Consider the following 25678-nt stretch of genomic DNA (forward strand, 5'->3'; position numbering starts at 1 on the left):
GACTGCAATTCCGAGTTCTCGTGCGAGTTCCGAGATATTAGTTCGCTCATTACTTAATTGAACGGCTTTGGTTTTAAAAGCTGGATCGTAGATTTTTCGCTCTCGTTTCATAAGTTAAAATTAAGGTTTTATGCTTAACTTTAACTGGAAGCTAAATTAGGATATCCAGTTTCATCAAAACTGGTATAAGCATTAAGGTGCTGTCCAAATTTCACACCGATAGACTGTAGAAAATCCACCAGTTTATTGTCCGGGAAATTCTTGGTTCCATTGAAGTTCATATGCTCCATAAAGTGCGCTAAACCTCTTTGATTTTCATCTTCAAGAATAGATCCGGCATTGATGGCCAGACGGAAATCTACTTTCTTTTCAGGTAATGTATTTTTTTTGATGTAATACTTCATTCCGTTGGGAAGAGTACCGATTTTCACGGATGGATCCACAGGAATATTCTGGCCGAAAACATTTGAAGACATCAGGAAGATGACGGCAAATGATGATAAAACTTTCTTCATATAATTTGAATTTATTTTCGTGCTAAAAGTATCAATTATTCACCATCTGAAGAAATGTTAAAATTCACATTATAGTTAAATTTGAGTTAAAATTAAAAAAGCAGCAAAAAAGCCGGAAAGTCTCCGGCTTTTGTATTTATAAAATGATCGTTTTTACTTGAAATCAGCATCAGAAACACCGCTGTTTAAAACAACCTTTGTCGTTTTTATTGTCACTTTCTGCCCTTTGCCTTCAATATCTATTTCGGAAGGGAATTTTAAACCTTCTACTGTCATATAATTTTTCACAGTAACACTTCCTTCTGCTGCTGTAGATTTGTACAACAGCCCTGTAGCAGCATCAAAATAAAACTTTCCTTTTTCTGAAGACAATACATTATAATCTTTAGCATCAATTTTTTCAACGGTTACTGACTGAAAATTGGAAGGGTTAAACGCTAACGCTTCCAGGGTTGTGCCTTTTTTCAGTTCTGCTATATTATCAGCCGGGAAATCACTTTTTTGCCCTGCTCTTTCTATATATCCTTTTTCACCGTCAAAAACCTGAGTCACTTTTTGTCCCATTGCGGTTTGCTCAGATTTGAATTTGTTGCCCATCTTCATACTGTTCATTGTAATATCCATCCCCTGAACATTTAGAGTGTTGTCTATAACTGTGGATTTTACTGCTTCTAATTTGGTCTTCCCCCCCAGAGCTTTGAAATAATTATCAATAACTTCTTTGGGAGTCAGTTTAGATTTCACGAGTTCCGCCTTTACGGGAGCTGCGCTTGTCTGCTGAGCTGTTGCCGGAACTGAGAACAGAACGGCACAGAAAAACGGAATGATGATCTTTTTCATATCTATAATAAGTTTAAGGTGTAAATATATGAATAATGACCAAAAACAAAATAAGCAAAGCCTATATACTGGTTATAACGAATATTTTTCATACTTCCAGATTAAGATTTTTTAAGAAAATACAGAATACGCTCTGGCTAATAATGCGATCGCTACTATCTTTTGTATGTTGATCTTTCTGTTGAAAGACTATTTAAAAACGTCTGTTTTAAAATGAACACTGCAGAATTGCTGATAAAAAAAACCTCCGATAATCGGAGGTTTCAAATATTTATATCGAAATAAATTATTTTTTAAGTTCTTCTAAAAATTCGTCGTGAGAAATTTTAGTTTCGTTTTTCCCTCCTTTTTCAAGGATAACGTCTTTTAATTTAGCCATAGCTACTTCAGAAGAAATTTGTCTTACCTGCTCCTGGTCTTTCAACATTTCAACAGCATATTTCTGGATCTCTTCATCACCTAGGTGGTGGATTCCGTAGATCGCCAACTGATTTCTTACCAATTGCTCAGCCTGTGCCAATACATCAGCATAGTCTAATTTGATGTCGTTGTCAGTCATTAATTTACCTTCAATGATCTGGTATCTTAACTGGCTTTTCTCAGCATTAAGGATTTCTTTAGCCTGCTCTTCAGACTGGATATTCTGATTAGAGAATATTAACCATTTTACTAAGAAATCTTCCGGAAGTTTTACTTCTTCTTTTTCAGTAACCTGCTCTAATACTTTATTCACATAGTGAACGTCAGCATTTTGCTGGAAGTACTCATCCAATTCAGATTTTACTTTTTCTTTAAGTTCTTCTTCAGAAGTAATGGTTCCTTCTCCGTAAACTTTGTCGAATAGCTCCTGGTTCAGTTCAGCCAAGTTCAGTGCATAGAAATCTTTTACTTTAACTTCTACTTCAGCATGGTGTAAATGCTCCACTTCTTCTTTAGTGAATCCTAATTCTTTAGCCAGTTCTTCGTCAGATGCAAGAGTTTCTTTAGATACTTTTACAGAACCGTCCATTTTCAAAGCTTTTACCAATTTGAAAGCTTCTTTGTTTTCAGCAGTAACGGTAACGTTCTTTGGGTGGTGGTGGTGCTCTCCTTCAGCATCTTCTTCTACAACCTGAGAAATTTCTAAAGCTACATAAGAATCTTTGCTGATTTTATCCTGAGGAACCTGCTCCGCAAAACGTCTCTGCATGTTCTCAATGCTCTTTGTAATTTCTTTGTCAGAAGCCTCTACTTTATAATGAGGAGCTTCATATTTAGCTAAATCTATAGTGAATTCAGGCTCATACCCTACTTCAAAAGCAACTTCAATTTTTTCAGCGTTGTGATCTAGTCCGTTTACTGGCTGAGGAACAGGCTGTCCAACTAGTCTTAACTTGTTTTCGTTAACGTAGTTGTTCAATGCGTCAGAAACCTGTTTGTTGATTTCTTCGAATGCAATACCTGCTTCATACTGTTTTTTAACCATACTTAAAGGCACTTTCCCTTTTCTGAAACCAGGAACTTGCGCATTTTTAGCATAATTAATCAACTGCTTTTCTACTTTTTCTTTGTAGTCAGATTTTTCCAATGTCACTGTAAGCAATGCACTTACGTCATCATGGTTTTGTGCGGTAACCTTCATTATTGATTAAAATTTTAGGTTGCAAAAATATGAAAATTTTATGAGAATACCCTACTTCCAATCAATTCTTAATCTTCAAATGTCTATAAATAAAAAACCACTGAAAATATCAGTGGTTTTAATGCTATAATAACCTTTTTAAATCACTATTAATTAATAATATTATAAGTTGCCTGAGCATCGGTTTCTCCTCCTGACTGTACACCGTAGACTACACCATTTCCGCTTACTGCAGATGCTTCAGAAACAGATACCGGCTCATGATATAAAGTAAGAACAAGCTGGCTTGGTGCTGTTGCATTTTTCACCGCTGCATTTACTACCCACTTTGTTTTAAGTCCAACGCGCTTTCCATCTTTTCTCGTGGAAGATTCATCATCTGTACGTGTCATAACAATATCAGAATTTGGAAAATTATACACTAAAAAATGTTCATCTTTCGCTGTTCTTATTTCCTCTGTTGCATCCTCATCTCCATTTTTGAAGTTAACTTCAACATTATAAGTATGCCCGTTTACTAATTTCACATTAGGATTCGTAGTACTGTTTACCTGATAGTCATACGTAATACCAACTCCTGTAGCCTCATCTGTTACTTTCAGCAGAATGTCAGAAAGTTCTTCCTGAGGCAGATCATCAGCTTCATCATCACCTCTGTTACAAGAGGTCAAACCTAAAGAAAAAGCGATCATTAAAAGTCCTAAGATAAGTGTTGTATTTTTAAAAATATTTTTCATTTTTTTATTTTAAATTGTTAAAACTGGTATTTAAGCGTTACTATAAAATTCCTCCCCATTTCATCGGAGAAAAAGCGCAATCTGTTTAGATAGTCTCTATAAGCGCTATTCATTACATTACGAACGGAGATATCGACTCCGAAATTTTTAGTCAGATTCACCCCTGCCTGAAGGTTCCAAAGTGAATATCCTTTTGGAGGTGTAGAAATATCAACTTCCTGTCTGTAAGGGTTTCCATCAGTATCATATTTTCTGACAAAAATGTTATAAACAGGGAATCTTGTTTGTTTAAGAACTGTCTGATTACTTACATTAACATAAAAGTTGCTCCAATCCTTTTTACTGAACTCTAATGAATTATTAAAACTAGCAGGCATCATCATAATCAACGGAACATCATGGGTAAGGTCCTGACCATAAACATAAGAGCCGCTTCCTTTGTAGGATAAATTATCATTTATTTTAAGGGCAACATCCAGATCAACCCCATACATTCGCGCATTAATCTGTTGATATCCGTAAACGACGAAATCTCCACCCCATTGTGTATTACTGTATCCTATAGGAACTTGATTAATAAAGTTTTTGGTGTAAAAGAAGTAAGGATTTACAGAAATATTCAGTCCGCCAAGAAGATTCACTTTTGCATCAGCAACTACATTAAACTGGTTGCCTGTTTCACTTTTAATATCCATATCTCCTTTTTCGATAATAGCCGCAGAATGATGCAGTCCATCAGCAAAAAGTTCAGCAACGTTAGGAGATCTTGAAACCCTAGCATAGTTAAATCTCAAGCTAAAATAGTCAGACGGATGATAGGTAAGTCCTACATTACCGGAAACATTATTATAATTTAGTTCTGGTTTTGTTAGGATTCTATTCTGGTTAACCCGTACTACAAAGTCCGAATGATTAGCAGCATATGACTTATTCCAGTCGCTCAGGTCGTACCATTTTGTCACTTCATAACGGTCAAAATCGTATCTGGCACCAGCTTCGAATTCCAACTTTGGTGTCATTTTATATTTGAATACAGAATAAGCCCCCCCATAAAACCTGTCATAATTAGGCACCAAACGTCTAGCCTCGGTATCTGTATTAGAATAATTATTCTGGTAACCTCCGTTAATCCCTGTCTCAAGATTCCAGTTTCCTCTTTCAATAAGATGATTCACATTGAAATCATTAGTTATTAATTCAAGATCTAATCCAGGCTTTTTACTGAGTTCTTCTGTACGTCGGATATCATATTCTTTTCGACGGTTGTATTGAAAACTATATGTTGCTGTGATTTTCCCAAAGTTTTCAAATCTTTGATAAGCAGAAACTTTAGCAATATGATGTTCAATTTCCTGTCTCGGATTATCTATGTCATAACTGAATTTTCTTTGGTAAATAGGCTGAGGAGCCGTAAGAGCCTCAACCATATCTTCCGCGGAACCCGTATGTGAACTTCTTAAAATCCCAATGGAACTATTGGTTAAATAATAATCAAATGAAAACCCTTTATTAAAGGTTAATTTCTGAACTCCAAAATTAAATCCTGAACTCTGAACTCCTGTATTCATTAAACCATAATCAGGAGCATCTAAATCTCCCAGTTTTTTAAAGCTCCCGTTCGTTTTTATAGCCCAGCCATTCTCCCATGTTTTTGCCAGTTTAACATTAAGATTTGCGCCACGGCCGTTAGAAATCCCGGACAGTGCAACAGCACCCATGATCGTATCTTTTTTAGGTAAAACCTGAGGTTGCAAAACCACAACACCACCAATAGCGCCACTTCCGTATTTCAGGGCAGAGGCTCCTTTTATCACATCAATATGTTCAAAATTGTTCACATCTACATTGGGAGCATGTTCTACACCCCACTCCTGTTCTGCCAGTTTCACCCCGTCATTCAGAATAGAAACTCTACTTCCATACAACCCATGGATAACAGGTTTTGCAATATTATTACCTGTTTTCAGGGCATTAACACCCGAAATATTGGTAAGCAGATTACCCAGATTTTCAGTAGCATTTCTGGAGATTGTTGCTTTATCCAGAGTTTTCACGACGATACTGCCATTATTTTTATGGCTTCCATGGATGGTCACCGTTTCAATATCTTTAATATGATGTTCCAGTGTTATAACCAAATGTAGATCCTGATTAACTCCTATATTTTCAGTATAATCATCACAATCAGGATGTTTGGCAATGAGTACATATTTTCCCGCAGGAATTTTATTAAACATGAACTTACCTTTACCATCCGTTTTGGTGGTGAATCCGCCGATGTTCACTACCGCATTTTCCAACATGGTTTTATCGTGAAAATCCTGAACGGTTCCTTCTACTGTGTAAGTTTTTTGTGCACTTATCAATGTCAGTCCCAAAAAGACCAACATCAGACTATATATCAATTTCATTGTCTATAGATTGATTGCGTACCTTTTCAGGTACATTTTTTTCGTAAAAATTGGTTGAATGGGTTTGGTTTTACCTTGTAAAATCTACAAAGTAAAAATGTACTGGTAACTGATGCGGTCAAAGATGAGATATCAGATTCCCTATTTACATACTGATAGGTAATTCGGAAACGTCTATCCTATTTCGAAGAACTCAAAATCAGTGCAGGTACAGGAGAAAGGTATTTTTACTTAAGAACTGCAGAGACTTCCATCTTCCCTTTTCCGTCTCCTTTTTCTTAAACATCGAAACCTAATCTCGAAATCCGTACCCGGAACCCGACATCTGAACAAGTACTTGAGAAAGGTATTCTTATTTAAGATCTGCAGAGACTTCCGTCTTCCCTCTTCTGTCTCTCAGTTTTAAACATCGAACCCGAATCTTGAAACAAGCACTACGAGTACCATACCGATCGGCCAATAGCCAAACCCAAAGTATTGAACTTTAAAATCAATTAAAGCCCTTAAAAATCTATGATTTATGCAACTGCGGGAGGCCCCCGAAGCTGAAAAGTGAACTTGGTCTGCGACCATATTTTTTCCTGAACAGCAATAACCTGCTTTACCTCGTGTGTAAACTGATCGAAAGTAAAATGGTACTCGTCCGGAACCAATGTATGTCCTGTCGCTAAGAAATGACACGCCAGACAGTCGCCAGGCTTTTCTTTAGCTGAAGTTTTAGCCATGGTATTTTCTGTCTTCTTAAGATTGAAACTCTTAAAGTAGTCGGCAGCATCATGGTGGTGAAAACTTTGGGAAAACAGGGCAATGAAGTAGATCCCAAACAAAAGTTTGGAAATAAAATTCTTCAGATTTCTGCTTTCCTTAAAAATCATTTTGTAAAATTATAAAAATAATTTAAGTTTTAAATTAAGTTTTATTAAATCTAGCTTAAAACTGTTCAATACGTCGGAAAAAATAAAATTTTGTTACAGGAAGATACAGGATTTAGATATTTGATCAAAAACATCACATGAAAAGCTATGAAATTTTACCGTAAATGCTGCAGTCAGCAGATGTTAACCAATGGCTAACATCCACTTTCTGAGCATAAATGTGTATCCGAAAAACCTAACCTTAGCTTAGCTGCGATCCAAGATGCTCCCATTCCTGCAAAGCAACTTCCAGTTCTTCTTTGATCCTGTTATATTTTTCTAAAGTTTCTTCAGAAGGATTTTCCTTTGTAAAAGTAGCTTCCATTTTTTCAATTTCTGTTTCAAGTTCTGAAATCTGCTCTTCTACTTTCTTTAATTTATTCTGAATATTCTTTTGTTCTTTGCTTACAATAGTCGATGATTTCTCTTCAACTTTCACTTCTTTAGGAGCCTGCTTCACTTCTACTTTCACATCATCGCTGTGAAGTTTTGCTTTTTCAGCAGAGATTTCTCTAAGAGTTTCTTTTTGTCTGTATTCAAGGTATTCACCGACACTTCCAAGGAATTCTTTCATTCTTCCGTCACGGAATTCATAAATCTTATCACAAAGTCCATCTAAGAATTCTCTGTCGTGCGAAATCACAATCAGGGTTCCTTCAAAGTTCTGTAAAGCCAGTTTGATAATTTCCTTAGACTGAATATCAAGGTGGTTGGTAGGCTCATCCATGATGAGTGTATTGAAAGGACGAAGTAACAGCTTACAAAGAGCCAGACGGTTTCTTTCTCCTCCGGAAAGCACTTTTGTCTTTTTAGATACAGCCTCACCCTGAAATAAGAAAGATCCCAAAAGATCCCTTACTCTAGGTCTTGTTTCTTCTGTTGCCGCATCTTCTGCTTCTTCTAATACTGTTTTATTGGGAGTAAGTACTTCTTCCTGATTTTGGGCAAAGTATCCGATATTTACATTGTGTCCTAAATTCCAGGTTCCTGAATAATCTTTGATTTCTCCGGCAAGGATTTTCGCTAAGGTTGTTTTCCCCTGTCCGTTTTGCCCTAGCAGAGCAATTCGGTCTCCTCTCTGAACAATAAAGTCTACTTTATCGAAGATTTGTTTCTTCCCGTATGCTTTTCCTAAATTTTCGGCTTCAAAAATAACTTTTCCGGGAACCATAGACTGAACGAAACGGATATTGAATTTTGAAACATCTTCGTTATCAACTTCAATACGTTCAATTTTATCTAACTTTTTAATAAGGGACTGTGCGAAAGATGCTTTTGTAGCACTTGCACGGAACTTATTAATGTTATCCTCCATCTGTTTGATCTCTGCATCCTGGTTCTTTTTGGCACCAATCAGTTTTTCACGGCGTTCTTCACGCATCACGAGATATTTGGAGTAGTTGGCTTTGTAATCGTCAACTTTTTTATTATTGATATCAAAAGTCCTGTTGCATACTGCAGTCATGAACTGTTTATCGTGACTTACCAGAACAATTGCACCGGGGTAATCTTTCAGGAAGTTTTCCAGCCAGATAATGGATTCCATATCCAGGTGGTTGGTAGGCTCATCGAGAAGCATGATATCATTTTTCTGAAGAAGCAGTTTTGCCAATTCAATTCTCATTCTCCAGCCTCCGGAAAATTCATCGGTGATTTTCTGGAAATCATCCGCTTTAAAACCTAAACCAAACAATACTTTCTCCATATCGCCTTCAAGATTGTAAGCGTCATGGTTCATCAAAAGATCGTTCAGTTCTGTCATTTTATTGATCAGATCTGTGTAAGCATCACTTTCATAGTCTGTTCTCACAGCCATTTGATGATTCACTTCTTCCAGTTCGTTTTTCCATGCATTGATCTGCTCAAAGGCCTGCATAGTTTCAGCCCAGACTGTTCTTCCTTTTACGAAGTCCAGATCCTGCTTCAGGAAACCAATAGTAGCGCCTCCTTCACGGACTACATTCCCTTCATAGAAATTAATTTCCCCAGAAAGCATTTTTAATAAAGTGGACTTTCCCGCTCCATTTTTTCCTACGAGACCAACTTTATCATCCTTTTTAATGGTGAAATTTGTATTTTGAAACAGATAGTTTCCTGAATGATGTAATCCTAAACCTTGAACCGAAAGCATTTCTTTGTATAAAAAATTAGTAATGAATAATGAATTTTCGGGTGCAAAAGTACGGAAAAAGAAATGAATAGCCCAGAAATAAAAACAGACTGCCTCACAATACAGGTATTTGGCACCATAAAAAGGGATGTCCTGCCAGACATCCCTTCGTAACCTAAATTTAAAACTGAAAAGTACTAACGTTTATCTAATTCTGTTCTGCCGCCAATGATTTCATTTCAATGGTACGGCTCCAGATATCATTATTCGGAACATTGGTTCCATACAGAAAATCTGCTACAAAACTGTCTTCGGGAAGATGCAGGTCGGTAAGAAATCTGGTATGGATTCCACGGTCTACGGATGTACTGCTGGGTACATTCAGGCCGTTATTGATGAGTTCTGCTTCAATCTCATCCGCTGATCTCTGTAATGTGTCATCACTATATAGCCCGAAGTTGGCTGAAATATGGGTATAATCTGCTAAACCTGTATAATTATACTGTGGTTTTGCTGTTGGTGAAAAGCTTTCAACATAAGCAGAGAGTTCTTTATAGAAATCAGAGAGAAATGCATCATCTGTGATTTCAAGCCCTGAATTGCTAAGATCTGTACTGAATATTCCGGACACAGCACTATTGGTTTCCTCCAGCATAATTCTTCCATACACAAAAGGAAGCGTATTAAGAACTACTTCTCTGGAAATATAGGCTTGAGAGAGAACAACTCCTTTATCAATCTTAAAATCTGAAAGCAATGCATCCCATATCTTGTTTCCTTCAGCATCAGTTTTTGCATTTCTCACATCTGAAACATAATCCTGGAGATCTTTGACATTAATAAAATCAGTGGAAATATAAACAGAATGAGGAGATTCTAAATATCCACCCCCTACGTCTGCATGAGCTCCCGGAACGAAAACCTCTTTCCATACAGAACCTGCAGTTTCAGTTTTGGTATCCTGCATATTTTTTGAGTTCTCAAAAAAACCGGTGAGTGGAAAAAAGAAACGGCATTCATTCACTGCACACATATGGAGTGCATTTTCAACTTCCTGTGGCAGCCCAATGTCATAAGTGTTAAAGGGTTTGGATTCCACCGTATCAAAGACGCCCAGAAACTTTATTTTTATATTTCCTGAAGGATATTGATCAACAAGCTGATTACAGAATTCTCTCGCCAACATGCTTCCCCTGCTGAATCCATAGACATAAAAGTGATACTCTGTATTTTTATCAACAACCGTATTCTGTACAAAAAGACCTGCTTTCTGCAGTTTGTCATCAGAAGAATATCCCTGTGCATCCGGAGGATTGGCACATGTAGCCATAGCAAAATTGCTATCTTCACCTCCGGTAATGGTTCCTATTCCTTCGACATATATTTTATTGTTTCCCTTAAATAAGTTGAATAACTTGTAAACATTGGTGGGTGCTCCTTTATAGCTCTCATTGTTTACTAAAGGCATATCATCTGATGATGCCGCATTGATCCCGTTATTCCCTGTTCCGTCAAAAAAGATTCCGACAGATATTATAGCATCGTTTTCCATCGCTGTGTTTTGCTTTAATTATTAAAAGTTTCCCTTAAGGATCTTCATCGTTAATCCTAAGGTAATATCCTTAAAACTTATTTTTCAAATTAACGGAAGAAGGGAAAGCAATACTAGCGTGGAAAATACCAAATAAAAAATTCCGTATAAATACGGAATCACATTTTGTCAAGAGAATATATATTGTTTACAACGGCATAGATTACAATGCCTACTGTGTTCTTGGCTCCGATTTTTTCGAGGATACGCTGCCGGTGACTTTCTACTGTTCTAGGGCTTATGAAGAGCTTTTCTCCGATCTCATTATTGGTATATTCCTGACAGATCAATTTTACTACATCTTTTTCGCGCTCAGACAATTCGTCCTCCATTTCAAAAAGTGACTTCTTCTTTGCGGAACTGTTCATGTATGTAAAGAGCATCTGATGGTCTTCGGCAGTAAAAAAAACGCCGTTTTTATAAACCATTGTAATGGCATCGATAAATGTTTTCCTATCAGAGTTTTTAGGTAGAAAAGCAGAAACTCCAAGTTTCACCATATATCCCAGAATGGAAGTTTTGTAATGGGAAGAGAGGATAATAATCCTGAGATCGGGATGTTTTTCTTTAAGAACTTCTACCAGTTCAAAACCGTTCATAGGCTGCATCTGTACATCTACAAGAGCGATATGTGGAAAATCGTGTTCAGAAAGAGTTCCCAGTTTCTCAATAAAATCAGGGCCATTATTGGAGGTAAGACATACGGAAATATTCTTTTCATTCGAAAGCAGCATTTTCACCCCTTCCAGGATCAGCTGTTCGTCATCAATTAAGGCTATTTTGATTTGGGAGTTCATTGTTTTTTGGAATTAAAATGATTAAACGGCTTCCTTTATTTAAAGTACTTTTCCATTTGTGGACGGCATTCATGGATTTTATCCTGGATTCAATATTTTTGATTCCCATTCCCTTTTTCACCAGATTATAATCAAATCCCTGTCCGTTATCGGAAATGATAACCGCCATATTTTGAGGATAATCTTTGATATAGATCCAAAGATCTGTAGCGGTAGAATGCTTTATGACATTGGTGGTAAATTCCTGAATAATTCTGTACAGCTGTACTTCCACAAAGATATCTTTTTTCTCATACCCAGGCATTACCTGCATAGAGATATTGATCTTGTGTGAAAGATTGGCAATCAGTTCTTCTACGTATAAAACAAACCCTACAGATTCAAGGTTTACAGGATATAGTGAATGAGAAATACTGCGGGATGCGTCGATGAGGGACGACATCTGGCTGTAAATATTCTTTTTGATCACTTCATCGCCTTTGGTATCAAGGTTATTCATCCACAGTGAAAGGATATTGAGGCGGTTCCCTATATCATCGTGAATCATGACTGCAATTCTTTTCCTTTCTTCTTCCTGGGCTTTAATATTTTCAAGCACCAGTTTTTTCTGATGAAGCACCTCGGCTTCATGCTGAACATTCTTCTCTTTGATGATCCGACTGATGAAAGCTCTGTAGGCAAGGAGAATAAAGGATACTATAATTGCTATGGTAACAATTATAAGGATCAACAGGCTAATATTTAAGGTTACTTCTTTAATTTGATGAAGGTATATAAAAATGAACAGTATAAAATGCTTGACAGAATATTATTTGCACTGAGAATAATATAATAGTCATTTTCTGACAGGTTAGCGATCTGGTGCTGGATGATAAAAATAAAGACCGAAACCGAATAGTAAAAAAAGATACAGGCATCTACCAAAAGAAAACGGTTCTGGGTAGAAGCATCTTTGATCTCACGAATCAGGGCAAACCCCGAAAGGCAGATGATCATAATATTGGAGATCACCTTAACAATATCACTGTTGAAAGGATAATCCAATATATATTTTGACGCCATAAATCCTGCAGCCAATAATGCTGTAATTCCCAGGAAATTTTTAGGAAGATCCAGTTTCCTGATAAACAGCGCTGTAACCAGAAAAAATTCACCGGCTATATACAGAGGATACAGAAAAGAGGTATCATTTAGATTGAAGATGTACGGCAGAACAAGGTTCAGCAGTTCGATAAAAAAAAGAAAAGCAATACAGTGAAAATATTGCTTTTCTTTATTATTTAGTATACGGTATTTTGCTGCTCCCAATAGTATTATGGAAAGAAGCAGCCCATAGTTTAGGAATAATATGGCTTTATAAAGATCTGTCATTCCTATCTATGCTGTGTATTTAAAATCCAAGTTCAGGGATACGACAGATTGGCGGGCACGGTTTTGCCCAGTCGTAGGTATTTGAAGTAAGCTGTGTAGCTGTTCCTTCCAAAAGAATCCTATGAAAAGAAATAAAGATTACGGTTACCAGCATTCTTTGGTAAATATCATTGTATCTAAGCCCGAAAGAGCATTTAACACCTGCAATCTCCGGATTGTCATGAAACAGATCTTCCATCGGAATATAGAATCTTTTAAAAATTCTTTCCCCTCCGAATTCTGTACATTCACGGAAGAACCACTCCATTCCTTCGTTTCTCCAACGCTCAATAGCTTCCACTGCTATATCCTGGTCAAGGATCGGCTGATCGGATACAGGAAAAGTGGTGTTGGTATTATCGTCTACTTTGGTAAGATTACTTGAAAGAACAGCGTTTTTTACAACGGTAAATTCTTTTGTTTCCTGCAGTCTTATATCCTGTTTAAATACCTGGAGTGTGGTGTACTGATATTCAACAACACTTTTATCAATATGTCCTGTCTTATCCAAAGGAAGGAAAATCAGAACCATACTGCCTCCAAATACGCCTACTTCTGCACAGATATCCGGGTAATCATTTTTTTCTTTGATTTTATCAATCTGCTCTTTAGACAGTTCAAAGATTTGATTGGTTTGTTTGATCAGTTCTGTGATCAAGTAATAGTCTGACCGATATTTGCGCCATTCGGCAACTGCCAGTTTGTAATCGTTCTCGTTCATAATTTCATGGTTTGTTTAGTGGCATAAAATTATATAAACTAAACCTCCTGCACAAATAATCATATCATAAATTTATTATCCGTAAAATAAATTTAATTTTGAGCTGCAAAAAACTCTTTTACGTGTAAAGGAGTTTTTTGATTTATTGATCATTACATGGTAGAGATAAATGTGATCCGCTGAAGTAAAATTGAAAGAAATCAATAATTCCTCACCGTAATATGATAGCAGCTCTGCTGTCTTTCTTTGATGTAATAAATCCTTCCGGCATTTACATAGTACTTTAAAACCTTTTCCAGCGCGGCTTCCATTTTGGGGTTGTATTTCACTATATCATTGAAGCGTATATAAGAAATATCAAAGGAATTTCCATAATTGTGCGAGCTGATCCCCAGTGATGCATTGGAGTTTACTCTTCGCAATCTGCATTGGTCATCCAGTGTTCTTGTGATGGATGAAACCGTAAAAGTATGCCCTTTGGTTTCTTTACTGAATCTGGATCCCATTTTTTCCAGAGTAGCTTTGGCTTTAGCCACCATATAAGCCCGGCTGTAGTCGAGTTTCTGGACACGGTATCCTTTTCCTGTCTTTTTTATTTTATGGAATTTCCCGCTGGTGATATATTTCTGTACAGTTTTTGAATCTTTAAGAAGTTTTACCCCAAAACTTTTTGAGGCATCCAGGTGTGGTTTGTACAGAGCGGTAGGCTCTACTTTCAGTACCGAAGAAAGATCATAACAGGGAAGTGCTTTTTTTGCTCCCTGCGAATAATAAAAGCTATACATAAAAGGCACAAACGCCACACAAAAAAACTTTCTCATTAACCATGCTTTTAAATTACTAAACGAAAGATAAACATTTATGCCATAGCATTCAACTCGTGCATTATGTCCTCATAAAAAAATTCTCAACAAACATCAAACCAAATTATTAAATATGTAATTTTTTGCATACAAAAGTTAAAATATTTTTACATTTTATCTTTTTAATTTAAAATTTAAATTTTACATTTGAGATGCATTTAAATAATAAACATATGATAAAAAAACTTTTTGCTGAATTTTTCGGCACATTTTGGCTTGTTTTCGGTGGCTGCGGAAGTGCAGTTTTTGCCGCCGGAGTTCCCGATATCGGAATAGGCCTTTTAGGCGTGGCTTTGGCCTTTGGTCTTACTGTTCTTACGATGGCTTATGCTGTCGGGCATATTTCTGGCGGACATTTCAATCCGGCAGTTACTTTTGGACTTTTAGCAGGAGGCAGATTCTCTGCGAAGGATCTTATCCCTTACGTTGTTGCGCAATGCCTTGGAGCTATGGCAGCAGCAGGATGTCTTTACGTTATCCTAAACGGTGCTGGTGTGGTCGATTTTTCAAAACCCGGTGCTTTTGCGACCAATTTCTATGGGGAAGCCGTCTACAACGGTAAAGCATTCAGCATGGGAGCCGCCTTTCTTGCAGAATTTTTACTGACAGCCTTCTTCCTGATTGTCATTATGGGAGCAACGGACAAATGGGCTAACGGAAAGTTTGCCGGCATCGCTATCGGTTTGGCTTTAACATTGATTCACCTTATTTCTATTCCTATCACGAATACTTCGGTAAACCCTGCAAGATCCCTTTCACAGGCTGTATTTGCCGGTGGACTTGCCATGTCGCAGCTTTGGCTGTTCTGGGCAGCGCCTATTTTAGGAGGAAAAAAAGGAGGATTGATCTACAAGTTTTTGCTTCAGAGAGATTCAACGGAAGTCGTTGCCGATTAACATCAATCAAAGATTAACATACTGAGGCTGCCCATTGGCAGCCTCTTTTTTATTCTATTCTGATTCGGAATAATTTATTCCAGAGGAAGGTTTTATTTTCAATTTTAAAATTTTATATTTGTTACTATGAGCGACACAGATATGCAAAATAAAAAGATACATCAGGGTAGAAATATCAAACGTTTCCGTGAAATGATGGGCATCAAACAGGAAGCCATGGCTTTTGAGCTGGGGGAAGAGTGGAACCAAAAGAAAGTTTCGCTTCTTGAACAGAAAGAAACTGTAGAATCAGATATCGTAAAACTGGTTGCCAGAATTTTAAAAGTTCCTGCAGAAGCGATCGAAAATTTTGATGAAGAGCAGGCTGTGAATGTTATTGCCAGCACAATTAACAATCATGATCAGAGTGCCGTTATACAATACAATCCAACATTTTTCCCAGTGGAAAAGCTAATCCAACTTCACGAAGAGAAAATTATGCTGTATGAAAGGATGTTGAAAGAAAAAGAAGAGATGATGGCGAGACTGGAAAACCTTTTCGAAAAGAAATAATTCAATCCCAGACATTTTTTTACAGAATTTTTACTGACAGCCTTCTTCCTGATTGTCATTTTGGGAGCAACGGACAAATGGGCTAACGGAAAATTTGCCGGCATCGCTATCGGTTTGGCTTTAACATTGATTCACCTTATTTCTATTCCTATCACGAATACTTCGGTAAACCCTGCAAGATCCCTTTCACAGGCTGTATTTGCCGGTGGACTTGCCATGTCGCAGCTTTGGCTGTTCTGGGCAGCGCCTATTTTAGGAGGAGTCACAGGAGGATTGATCTACAAGTTTTTGCTTCAGAGAGATTCAACGGAAGTCGTTGCCGATTAACATCAATCAAAGATTAACATACTGAGGCTGCCCATTGGCAGCCTCTTTTTTATTCTATTCTGATTCGGAATAATTTATTCCAGAGGAAGGTTTTATTTTCAATTTTAAAATTTTATATTTGTTACTATGAGCGACACAGATATGCAGAATAAAAAGATACATCAGGGTAGAAATATCAAACGTTTCCGTGAAATGATGGGCATCAAACAGGAAGCCATGGCTTTTGAGCTGGGGGAAGAATGGAACCAGAAAAAAGTATCTCTCCTGGAGCAGAAAGAATCGGTAGAATCCGATATCGTAAAGCAAGTAGCTAAAATTTTGAAAATTCCTTTAGAAGCCATTGAAAATCTTGATGAAGAGCAGACGGTGAATATTATTGCTAATACAATCAATAATAATGACAACGCTTCAGGTAATTCATTATATAATTATTATCCAACGTTTAATCCTATTGATAAAGTAGTTGAATTGTACGATGAAAAAATTGTGCTGTACGAAAGAATGCTGAAAGAAAAGGACGAAATGATGGAGAGACTGGAGAAGCTTCTGGAAAAGAAATAATTCAATCACAGACACCTTCTAAGTCTAATTTATTGCTTAGACTATTTTATTTTCCTGATATCAAAAGGATTTTTGAAGATCAGTTCTTCATGTTTTCCTTTGATTTCCATTTTGCGCTGGAGTAAATTCAGTGCCATTTTTCGGATAAAAAGATCCTTGTCATTCAGTTTCCAGTAAGAATCTTCGTGTACTTTTTTAGGGCTCCGTATGAGGTAGAACTCTGTTTCCCAAGTATCTGCATTATGATAAAATTCAATAATCCCGCAATGCTCAGGAATTACACTATGCTCTATCATCCCCATTGGAAGCAGAAAACTGAAAGTATTGCAGATATAATCACCACAGGAAATCTTATCGTGTTTCAGAAATTTTTCTCCGGTCTGTTTATTAAGGTATGATTTTTTGAAATCGTTTTTAAAGTCACTTTTCGACAGTTTGATCTCAATTTCATGACTGAAACCTTCAGCATCTATGAACAGGATATCTGCCTCCCAGTCGGCCTGGAAATAATTTGTCAGTACAATTTCTTTTTCGAAATCGCAGTGAGAATGGATATAAGCATGAACAAGTTCTTCTATCTTCAGCATTGCTGTTACAATTTATATGAGATCATTTTTTTTGAAGTTCAACGATACCGTAGTGCAGCCATATTCCAAAAATTCCTGTTTTCGTCAGGTAGTTTTCTTCTATACCGAATGCCACAGTTGTATTAGGCAGGGTCTGGCAGATAAAGAAATTTCCGCCGTCAATACAGTTCATTTTTCCTGCCTTATGAAGATCTGTCCAACCAAATTCTTTATAAGCATCTTTATCATTTTCGGCATCAAATAAAAACTGTTCAACATTGACCTTATCTTTCCCTCCATCTCTTTTTGAAATCATAGACCAGCGGACTGCATTTGATTTTTCCTTAGCCTGATTTTCTCTGGATTTGGCATCCTCGATTCTGGAAATAACCAAAGTATCTACCGTTGTGGAAATCCCCTTATACACTGTGTTCAGCGCATAGGTTCCGGACCAGATATCTTTTTCTGTATTTTTTTGTGCGGATAAACAAGTGAATCCTATCAGCATTAAAAACAGGAAAAAACTTTTTATATGGCCCATAATAAGAGGTTGTTATTTGTTTAATTCTGAGCGTCAGGAAACCAATAGACTGCATCCGCGGATATCGGAATGATCTATTCTTCCCAGCACCTGAAATTTGTCTCCTGACAGATTTTTGCCCAGATCCTGTGTTGCTATAAAACAGCATGAGTGGATATTCGCAAGATCGATAATATTAACCGCGCCTGTTCTTCCTTCCGGTTCATAGGAAAAAGGATCTTCTGCGTTCCGTATTAATATTCTCATCCAGTTTGGACATTGATATTCGTTATTCCCCAGTGAATAAGCTTGTGACAGCAATTCTGTCATGGAATATTCTGAGTAGATTTTATCTGTTTTGAAACCATCCTGCAGAATTTTCAGAAGTTCATCTTTGGTCATTTCTTCTTTTCTTCCTTTCATTCCTCCGGTTTCAATCACCGTGAGATTTTGAGATTCAGAAACAGAGAAATCAAGAGATTCCATGGAATCAAGGAAATCCAGCAAAGCAAAAGATACTCCGAAAAGAATCACTTTTTTATCTTTCAGGCTGTTTAAAAGCTCAAACAGTTCGGAATGATTGTAAAGAAAATATCCGTTCTCAGGCTTTCCAGATTTCTTCATCAGATAATCTACCATATAGATCAGGGAAGAATTCTGTTTCTCCAGATAGCTCGGAAGCAGTCCAAGGAAAATAAAATCTTCCGGCTTGCCTATAAACTGTTCAAAACTTTTGTAAATACTTGCTTCATACAGAGCAGGATCTGCAATGAAATGCTTTGAAAGATTCATCTGTGTGGTTCCGGAACTCTGAAAAAACAGATCAGCAGAAGCATTTTTGTCCAGAATCTGATGGTTCTTGAACATTTCAATCGGCAGGAAAGGAATCTTCGGCAGGCTATCGATATCGGCAGGATTTATTTTCAGAAAATCTACAAATTTTCTATAGATCTCTACATTTTCATACTGGTAATGGAAGGCTGCCAATGAAGCCTTCAGAAAATCCTGTTCTGTCTTTATGCTGAATATATTTTCCACTTTTTTAAAAGTATTTTCCAGTCACTTATCCACTCATAATTAATGAATTGCATGATGGATTTTATTTTTTTTATATTTTTTAACCGAAGAATTATACTTTGGTAAACTTCTTGCAATTATTAATTCGGAATATGGATTAAAAACAAGAGTGGGCTTCGGTTCATTCGAAAATTACCTCTCTCTCAGGGGTAATTTTTTTGTGTTCCGTCTGCAAAAGTTTTCAGTTCGAAATCCTTCTCAAAAACTCCATAAGTGAAATAAGAAATCCAGTCGCCCAGATTAATGTATTCTGCCTTCTGCTCAAGCGTCAATACCATAGGAAGATGGCGATGACCGTAGATGAAGTAATCGATATTCTGGCTCTTCAGTTTTTCTTTCGAATAGATGATGAGGAATTCTTTATCTTCACCCAAAAAGGCTTTATCTTCGTCTCCTGAAATCATCTTATTTTTCTGTGAAAGGTACAAGGCAACTTTCATCGCAATATCCGGATGCAGCCATTTGAAAAACCATTGTGCCACAGGATTGGTGAACAGCTTTTTCATTCTTTTGTATCCTTTATCACCTGGCCCCAGCCCATCTCCATGAGCGAGCAGAAACTGTTTTCCACCCATCTCAAAATACTGTTTCTGATAAAAAACGGTACATCCGATTTCTTCTTCAAGATAGTCTTTCATCCACAGGTCATGATTCCCCACAAAAAAATAGATATGGATTCCCCGATCTTTCAGCTCGGCTATTTTCCCCAGAACACGCACGTATCCTTTAGGAATCACATGCTTCCATTCGTGCCAGAAATCAAAAAGATCCCCCATTAAAAACAAAACCTGAGCATCTTCTTTAATCTCGTCCATCCAGCGGATAAATTTCTCTTCACGCACTTTGCTTTCCTTAGGTGTAGGAGCGCCAAAATGCTGGTCTGAAGCGAAATATACTTTTTTTCCAGGTTCTAAATTAATGATTGTTTTTAACACCAGTCTGAATTTTTATGGTAAATACTGTTACTTATTATCTTCTGCAAACCACTCTCCATAAGAGTTTTCTGTTTCGTGAAGTTTAAGATAGGCAAGAGAAACCTCAGCCGGAAGTTTTGATTTTATTTTCGCAGCAATAGCATACAGCATATTTTCACACGTAGGCTGAAAGCTGCAGTAGATCACTTTATGTCCTTTATTTTCCAGATCTTCACCCAGTTCTTTATGGGGAGATAAGGCGTTCACGAGGACTGCATGATCCCAAAGATCCACAATTTCAGATTTTACGATACTTTTTATATCTCCGAAATCTACTACCATTCCATTTTTGGAATTCTCCAAATCATTAATCACTTTTCCTTTTACCGTAACAAACAGTTTATAGGAATGCCCGTGCATATTTTTACATTTCCCATCGTAGTTGTACAGCACGTGGGCTGTTTCAAATGTGAAAATTTTTGTAATACGTATCATACTCAATGTATTATTCTTAAATAACTGGTTTTCATAATATTAAATTTATTATAAATTCAATTCCGTCAAAATTTGTATCAATCACCAGAAAACCATAAAATAATGTTCAAATTTAAAATAAAAAAGAGCAGAAAAAAAATCCTGCTCTTATTTTGTTTTGTCATTTGCTAATAATAAATGCTTATAAAATGTGATTTTTATTATTTCTAAAACATTTTCAACTGTTGTCAAATCACGAAAATTTTTCCTTGATCATCCATCTTTTGAATATAGGCTTAAAGAGGAATTCCTAAAAAAAATTTATCACCCCTATGCTACTATTTTAAATTTGGTATTCAGTATTCCGCAGAAGGAATTTGATAATAATCTTAATCTGCAATTATTTAGTTTTGATTTTTTTGAAAAGCCACCGTGTTTGCGGTGGCTTTTTTGTTATTGAAGTGGTTTTTGGTATAATAAAAAGTGGATGCCTTACTTTTGAGATAGCCTCTTTGAAATTTGATTTAAATTTTCTTTGTAGGAATAAAAGATACTTCAATTAAGCTTCCTGGATTAGCTCTGGGAGCAATACCAACTTTGTGATATATTTAGGTTATAGCGAAGTGCTAGGAACTCTATCGTTAAAATTTAATAATCAAACTGTCTTTAACATCAAAATTATCCAAATATAATTTATAGTCATGTTCATCAAATTCTAAATACTGATTGATAACCCCCAAAAAAGGTTTTTGATTTAATAAATCTCTCATTTTAGGAATTTCTTGTTTATAGACATTTTCATACTCAAAATTTCTTTTCCCATTCATTGAAATAGAATATTGAACTTCTTTTTTCTGTTTCATTTGTAAATCAATTGTTGTAAACTCAAATTCTGAGTTATTATTATGAAAATAGCTAAAATAACTTTTTTTCAAAATTGCAGCAGATTTGGTTGGAGGATAATTATTGATATCACAATAAATTACCCTATCCACATTTTTCGAAATATTCAACAATGCTTTTTCGTTAGAGTTATTGTATAAAACAAATGCCAATTGAGTAGGTATTAAAATTGTTAAATCTTCATTTGTATTATTTGAAAATATTAAAAAGTATTTTTTTTCATTAAAATCATATTTATACTCTAACGCAACAGTATCATCTCCTAGATTCTCTTTTTTTGAACAAGAAAGCAAGATAATCAGTAGAAATATTAAAGTGTATTTTTTCATAATGTTTAACAAACTAAATTTAATAATTTTAATTGGTCTGAAAAACAGGGAAGTTTACCTCAGCATTTAATATTAAAAAATTCACTACTTCTTTAGGGTTTACCTGATTTGAATAAAAACTTTTCAATTCTCTAATGCCTGTCCATCCAGCTCTGTGTAATGATAAACTTGCTTGATTTAAATAAGCAAATAAAAATACACAGAGGTTATATTCTAATTTTATTTTTTTCATATTTTCATTAAAAAGGCTACCACCAACGTTTAACATATTTTGGTCTCAAACTTCTTATAAGCAAAGTATTTGAAAACGCACCCTTTTACAAGGATACACTGATGTATTATAACCGTACCCACATTAACGTTTACGGTTCTATTTCTTTAGCCAAAGATCTTGAAACAGATTTTATGTCTTTCTTTAAACCGATACTTACCAAATAATGCAAATAAACAGAATGAAAAAATAATGAGCAGTATCTACATAAATTGTAAACTCACATTATCAACGCCCAACTGTATATTAAAAACAGCAGTTATTCAAGCTTATCCAGCCAGTCACCTTCCAGCCTTTTCATCTTTTGGGTTTTTAAATCTACCAACACCCAAAGGGTATCCGAATCCACAACAAGTTGATCATGGCAATAGAACTCAACTTTCCTGGGCTGTTTTATTCCTTCCGGAACTTTAGGATAAGTTTTAACGGTTATGACATCATTGAGATACACCTGCTTTTTGTATTGAATATGGTGATCAACAAGGATCCATGCCAATTCTGCAAATTCCGTTTTATGCTTTAAAGAATCCCAATGTTCACCGGCAATTTCTTCCACCCAATGTACATACTGCACATTATTGACATGATTATTCTTGTCGATATGCTCTTCTGTTACCTTTATTTGTTTTTCAAAAATTAAACTCATTATTGTTGCTTCTTCATTAATAATCAAATATATGAACTTTAAATTTCCAATCTCAATGATGATCAAAAAACCTTCCCAAAACTGAGAAGGTTCACCTTTGAAAATTTTATTTAAATATGGAAAATGATCAGTGAAACTGCGCTGTTTCTGTGGAGTCTTTCATAGCAACTGTTGCAGAAGAACCATTAGTCACGACATTCTGAACCTCGTCAAAATAACCTGTTCCTACAAACGATTGGTGTTTTACCGCTCTGAATCCTTTCTGCTGAAGAGCAAACTCACGCTCCTGAAGTTCGGAATATCCTGCCATTCCTCTTTCTTTATAAGCTAGAGCAAGTTCAAACATCGCGGTATTCAATGCATGGAAACCAGCCAGTGTTATAAACTGGAATTTATAGCCCATTTTCGCAAGTTCTTCACGGAAATTAGCCATTTCTTCCACGCTTAATCTTGCTGCCCAGTTGAATGATGGCGAACAGTTATAAGCAAGCATTTTTCCCGGAAACTGGGCATGAATACCTTCTGCAAATTTTCTAGCCTGTTCCAAATCAGGATTAGAAGTCTCCATCCAGATCAGGTCTGCATAAGGTGCATAAGAAAGTCCACGGTCTATGCCCTGCTCTACTCCATTATGTACAACGTAAAATCCTTCGGAAGTTCTTTCTCCTGTCACAAACCTTCTGTCTCTTTCATCAATATCCGAAGTCAAAAGATCTGCTGCATCTGCGTCTGTTCTTGCAATTATAATACTGGGCACTCCCAATACATCTGCAGCCAAACGGGCTGCTACCAGCTTATTAATAGCTTCCTGTGTTGGAACTAAAACCTTACCTCCAAGATGCCCACATTTTTTTGCCGATGAAAGCTGATCTTCAAAATGTACAGCAGCTGCTCCCGCTTCAATCATCTGTTTCATCAGTTCGAAAGCATTCAGGTTTCCACCAAATCCTGCTTCAGCATCTGCAATGATCGGCACAAGATATTCTTTATCTCCGCTTCCACTTACCGACTGGATCTGGTCTGCTCTTAACAAAGCGTTGTTGATCTTTTTCACTACAGAAGGTACTGAGTTGGCCGGATACAATGACTGGTCAGGATACATTTCTCCTGAAAGATTCGCATCAGCTGCAACCTGCCATCCCGAAAGATAGATTGCTTCAAGTCCTGCATCCACTTCCTGAACAGCCTGATTACCTGTCAGAGCACCCAGCCCCGCTACATAATCCTGGCTGTTTAGTTTATCCCAGAATTTTTTCGACATCTCTGTCGCAATGGTGTAATCGATTGTATATGAGCCCCGAAGTTTCAATACTTCTGCAGCGGTATAGGTTCTTTTTACTCCGGTCCAGCGGGGATTATTCAGCCAGTCCTGTTCCAGAGTCTGGATTTGTTCCTGTAATGTTTTCATAATATTTGGATTTATTGTTAGATTGTTGGGGGTTTGAAAGTTAGAGAGTATTAGAGTTGAAACGCTTTTAGAATGATACCAAAACTCTTAATTCTTCACTTTTAATTTTTAATTCTCAATTGCTCTTACTCAATAAACGGATACGCTTTCAAGGTCAGGAATTCTTCGAATTTCTCAGAGAATATCAGTTCGTTGAAAAGTTCTTTAGCAAGATTAAATTTTCCATTTTTGAAACGCTGCTCTCCAACATATTTTTCGATGTGATCTAATTCTTCGGCTTCCCACTGGAGAATTATCTCACGGGTCAATGCCTGACCGTTGTTTAGACGGGCATCATTTTTAAGCCACTGCCACAATTGGGTTCTTGAAATTTCAGCGGTAGCGGCATCTTCCATCAGATTGTAAATAGCTGCGGCACCGGTTCCCATCAGCCAGCTTTCCAGATATAAAATACCAACGTTGATATTTTTCCTCACTCCTTTTTCTGTGATGTCACCTGGTGGAACTTCCAACAGATCTGATTCTTTGATATGGTATTCAAATTTTTTATCGATCTGGTTTTCTGTTGGCATATATTGGTCGAAAATTTCTTTTGCGACAGGCACTAAAGCAGGATGGGCTACCCAAGTTCCATCGTGACCGTTTTTCACTTCGCGTTCTTTGTCTTTTTTTACTTTTTCAAAAGCTGCTTTATTGGCTTCATCATCATTCTTTACGGGAATTTGTGCGGCCATTCCTCCAATCGCATGAACGTTTCTTTTATGACAGATCTCAATCACTCTTTTTGAATAAGCACTCATAAAGGGTGATGCCATGGTCACCTGATCTCTGTCCGGCACCATAAATCCGGGAAGGTTTCTGAATTTTTTGATGTAGGAGAAAATATAATCCCAGCGTCCGCAGTTCAATCCGGCACTGTGTTCTTTTAATTCAAATAAAATTTCATCAATCTGAAATGATGCAGTAATGGTTTCGATTAATACAGTAGCTTTTATTGTTCCTGAAGGAATTCCCAGATAACTTTGAGCAAAATCAAAAACATCATTCCACCATCGTGCTTCTTTATAATGTTCCAGTTTTGGAAGATAAAAATAAGGACCGCTCCCATTTTTCAGCAGTAGTTCTGCATTATTAAAAAAGTAAATTCCAAAATCGGTAAGCGAGCCTGAACTTTCTTCACCATTGATCTCGATATGTTTTTCAGGGAGATGCAACCCTCTGGGCCGTACCTGAAGAACGGCTGTTGTTTCAATAAGCTGATAAGATTTTCCATTTTCTGCTGTGAAATCTACATTCCGTCTTACAGCATCTGCAAGATTAACCTGTCCCTGAATACAATTTTCCCAGGTGGGCGAACTGCTATCTTCAAAATCAGCCATAAACGTGGATGCATCAGAATTAAGAGCATTAATAATCATTTTCCGATCTACGGGTCCTGTAATTTCCACTCTTCTATCCAAAAGATCAGCAGGAAGTGATGCACAGATCCAATTTCCATTTCTCAACTCTTCAGTTTCAGGCAAAAATTCCGGAAGAATTCCCTGATCAAAAAACGTCTGCATTTTTTTTCTTTCTTCCAGAAGCTTAAGTCTGGTTTGATTAAAGTTCTGATGAAGAGCTACCAGAAAATCGGTCAGTTCCGGTGTAAAAACCTCTTCAAACTGCTTCTGAGCTTTTATTTTAAACTGAGTTTTGGTTTCCATA

25 protein-coding genes and 2 pseudogenes are annotated in these 25678 nt (G+C 36.6%); 4 read left to right on the plus strand and 23 right to left on the minus strand.

Translation table 11 applies throughout. From position 1 onward, the window contains the following. Positions 1-161: 161 nt before the first annotated feature. The 13 genes and pseudogenes from IW16_RS20205 to IW16_RS20265 form a co-directional block, all read right to left on the minus strand. A pseudogene (locus IW16_RS20205) lies at positions 162-515 on the minus strand (M16 family metallopeptidase); the annotation flags it as partial. Positions 516-668: 153 nt separating this feature from the next. Then, on the minus strand, positions 669-1355 hold the full coding sequence (locus IW16_RS20210) for a hypothetical protein (RefSeq protein WP_034748890.1): 687 nt from the start codon (positions 1353-1355) through the stop codon (positions 669-671). A gap of 286 nt (positions 1356-1641) precedes the next feature. Further along, complete coding sequence (locus IW16_RS20215) at positions 1642-2976, minus strand: trigger factor (RefSeq protein WP_034748893.1); 1335 nt, start codon at positions 2974-2976, stop codon at positions 1642-1644. A gap of 149 nt (positions 2977-3125) precedes the next feature. Next, on the minus strand, positions 3126-3713 hold the full coding sequence (locus IW16_RS20220; RefSeq protein WP_034748896.1) for a hypothetical protein: 588 nt from the start codon (positions 3711-3713) through the stop codon (positions 3126-3128). A gap of 17 nt (positions 3714-3730) precedes the next feature. Continuing rightward, positions 3731-6124 carry a TonB-dependent receptor gene (locus IW16_RS20225; RefSeq protein ID WP_051890514.1) on the minus strand — a complete coding sequence of 798 codons (2394 nt, stop codon included), beginning with the start codon at positions 6122-6124 and terminating at the stop codon, positions 3731-3733. A gap of 518 nt (positions 6125-6642) precedes the next feature. Beyond that, entirely contained in the window at positions 6643-6999 is a 357-nt protein-coding gene (locus IW16_RS20230) for a hypothetical protein (RefSeq protein WP_034748903.1), read from the minus strand. Positions 7000-7240: 241 nt separating this feature from the next. Continuing rightward, complete coding sequence (locus IW16_RS20235) at positions 7241-9169, minus strand: ABC-F family ATP-binding cassette domain-containing protein (RefSeq protein WP_034748906.1); 1929 nt, start codon at positions 9167-9169, stop codon at positions 7241-7243. A gap of 187 nt (positions 9170-9356) precedes the next feature. Beyond that, on the minus strand, positions 9357-10700 hold the full coding sequence (locus tag IW16_RS20240) for a T6SS phospholipase effector Tle1-like catalytic domain-containing protein (protein WP_034748910.1): 1344 nt from the start codon (positions 10698-10700) through the stop codon (positions 9357-9359). A gap of 158 nt (positions 10701-10858) precedes the next feature. Beyond that, positions 10859-11536, minus strand: coding sequence for a response regulator transcription factor (locus tag IW16_RS20245; RefSeq protein ID WP_034748913.1), 678 nt, complete (start codon positions 11534-11536; stop codon positions 10859-10861). Further along, a complete protein-coding gene (locus IW16_RS20250) occupies positions 11505-12266 on the minus strand; it encodes a sensor histidine kinase (RefSeq protein WP_228376972.1) in 762 nt (253 codons plus the stop codon). The genes IW16_RS20245 and IW16_RS20250 overlap by 32 nt, the downstream gene beginning before the upstream one ends. Positions 12267-12283: 17 nt before the next feature. Next, on the minus strand, positions 12284-12907 hold the full coding sequence (locus IW16_RS20255) for a hypothetical protein (RefSeq protein WP_034748915.1): 624 nt from the start codon (positions 12905-12907) through the stop codon (positions 12284-12286). Positions 12908-12926: 19 nt separating this feature from the next. After that, positions 12927-13667, minus strand: a complete 741-nt coding sequence (locus tag IW16_RS20260) for a hypothetical protein (protein WP_034748918.1) — start codon at positions 13665-13667, stop codon at positions 12927-12929. Positions 13668-13867: 200 nt separating this feature from the next. Further along, positions 13868-14488 (minus strand): DUF5715 family protein, encoded by a 621-nt coding sequence (locus IW16_RS20265; protein ID WP_034748921.1) that lies wholly within the window; start codon positions 14486-14488, stop codon positions 13868-13870. Positions 14489-14703: 215 nt separating this feature from the next. Here IW16_RS20265 and aqpZ point away from each other — a divergent pair, with 215 nt between their 5' ends. The 4 genes and pseudogenes from aqpZ (at position 14704) to IW16_RS20285 (ending at position 16866) form a co-directional block, all read left to right on the plus strand. Beyond that, entirely contained in the window at positions 14704-15426 is a 723-nt protein-coding gene (gene aqpZ, locus IW16_RS20270; RefSeq protein WP_394332463.1) for an aquaporin Z, read from the plus strand. A 126-nt stretch (positions 15427-15552) separates the two neighbouring features. Beyond that, a complete protein-coding gene (locus IW16_RS20275; protein ID WP_034748925.1) occupies positions 15553-15978 on the plus strand; it encodes a helix-turn-helix domain-containing protein in 426 nt (141 codons plus the stop codon). A 15-nt stretch (positions 15979-15993) separates the two neighbouring features. Beyond that, positions 15994-16305: pseudogene (locus IW16_RS20280) on the plus strand (aquaporin); the annotation flags it as partial. A gap of 126 nt (positions 16306-16431) precedes the next feature. Continuing rightward, positions 16432-16866 (plus strand): helix-turn-helix domain-containing protein, encoded by a 435-nt coding sequence (locus IW16_RS20285; RefSeq protein ID WP_034748928.1) that lies wholly within the window; start codon positions 16432-16434, stop codon positions 16864-16866. A 41-nt stretch (positions 16867-16907) separates the two neighbouring features. Here IW16_RS20285 and IW16_RS20290 read toward each other — a convergent pair whose 3' ends face one another. The 10 genes from IW16_RS20290 to aceB form a co-directional block, all read right to left on the minus strand. Next, positions 16908-17453, minus strand: a complete 546-nt coding sequence (locus IW16_RS20290; protein ID WP_034748931.1) for a hypothetical protein — start codon at positions 17451-17453, stop codon at positions 16908-16910. Positions 17454-17475: 22 nt separating this feature from the next. Beyond that, the gene (locus IW16_RS20295; RefSeq protein ID WP_034748934.1) at positions 17476-17973 is read right to left on the minus strand and encodes a hypothetical protein; all 498 of its coding nucleotides are present in this window, start codon (positions 17971-17973) and stop codon (positions 17476-17478) included. 33 nt (positions 17974-18006) lie between these two features. After that, complete coding sequence (locus tag IW16_RS20300; RefSeq protein ID WP_034748936.1) at positions 18007-18990, minus strand: LuxE/PaaK family acyltransferase; 984 nt, start codon at positions 18988-18990, stop codon at positions 18007-18009. Between the two features lie 182 nt (positions 18991-19172). Further along, entirely contained in the window at positions 19173-19964 is a 792-nt protein-coding gene (locus IW16_RS20305) for a UDP-2,3-diacylglucosamine diphosphatase (protein WP_083536265.1), read from the minus strand. Positions 19965-19991: 27 nt separating this feature from the next. Beyond that, a complete protein-coding gene (queD, locus tag IW16_RS20310) occupies positions 19992-20438 on the minus strand; it encodes a 6-carboxytetrahydropterin synthase QueD (protein ID WP_034731429.1) in 447 nt (148 codons plus the stop codon). 620 nt (positions 20439-21058) lie between these two features. Then, positions 21059-21649, minus strand: a complete 591-nt coding sequence (locus IW16_RS20315) for a hypothetical protein (protein ID WP_034748939.1) — start codon at positions 21647-21649, stop codon at positions 21059-21061. Between the two features lie 28 nt (positions 21650-21677). Further along, entirely contained in the window at positions 21678-21917 is a 240-nt protein-coding gene (locus IW16_RS20320) for a hypothetical protein (RefSeq protein WP_034748941.1), read from the minus strand. A 262-nt stretch (positions 21918-22179) separates the two neighbouring features. Continuing rightward, entirely contained in the window at positions 22180-22566 is a 387-nt protein-coding gene (locus tag IW16_RS20325) for an acyl-CoA thioesterase (RefSeq protein WP_034749703.1), read from the minus strand. Positions 22567-22693: 127 nt separating this feature from the next. After that, positions 22694-23974 (minus strand): isocitrate lyase, encoded by a 1281-nt coding sequence (gene aceA, locus IW16_RS20330; protein WP_034748943.1) that lies wholly within the window; start codon positions 23972-23974, stop codon positions 22694-22696. Between the two features lie 125 nt (positions 23975-24099). After that, positions 24100-25677: a malate synthase A gene (aceB, locus tag IW16_RS20335; protein ID WP_034748944.1), complete on the minus strand. Its 1578-nt coding sequence runs from the start codon at positions 25675-25677 to the stop codon at positions 24100-24102. Between the last annotated feature and the right edge of the window lies 1 nt (position 25678).

Origin of the sequence: Chryseobacterium vrystaatense (genome assembly GCF_000737765.1) — a bacterium.
Classification (GTDB): domain Bacteria; phylum Bacteroidota; class Bacteroidia; order Flavobacteriales; family Weeksellaceae; genus Chryseobacterium; species Chryseobacterium vrystaatense.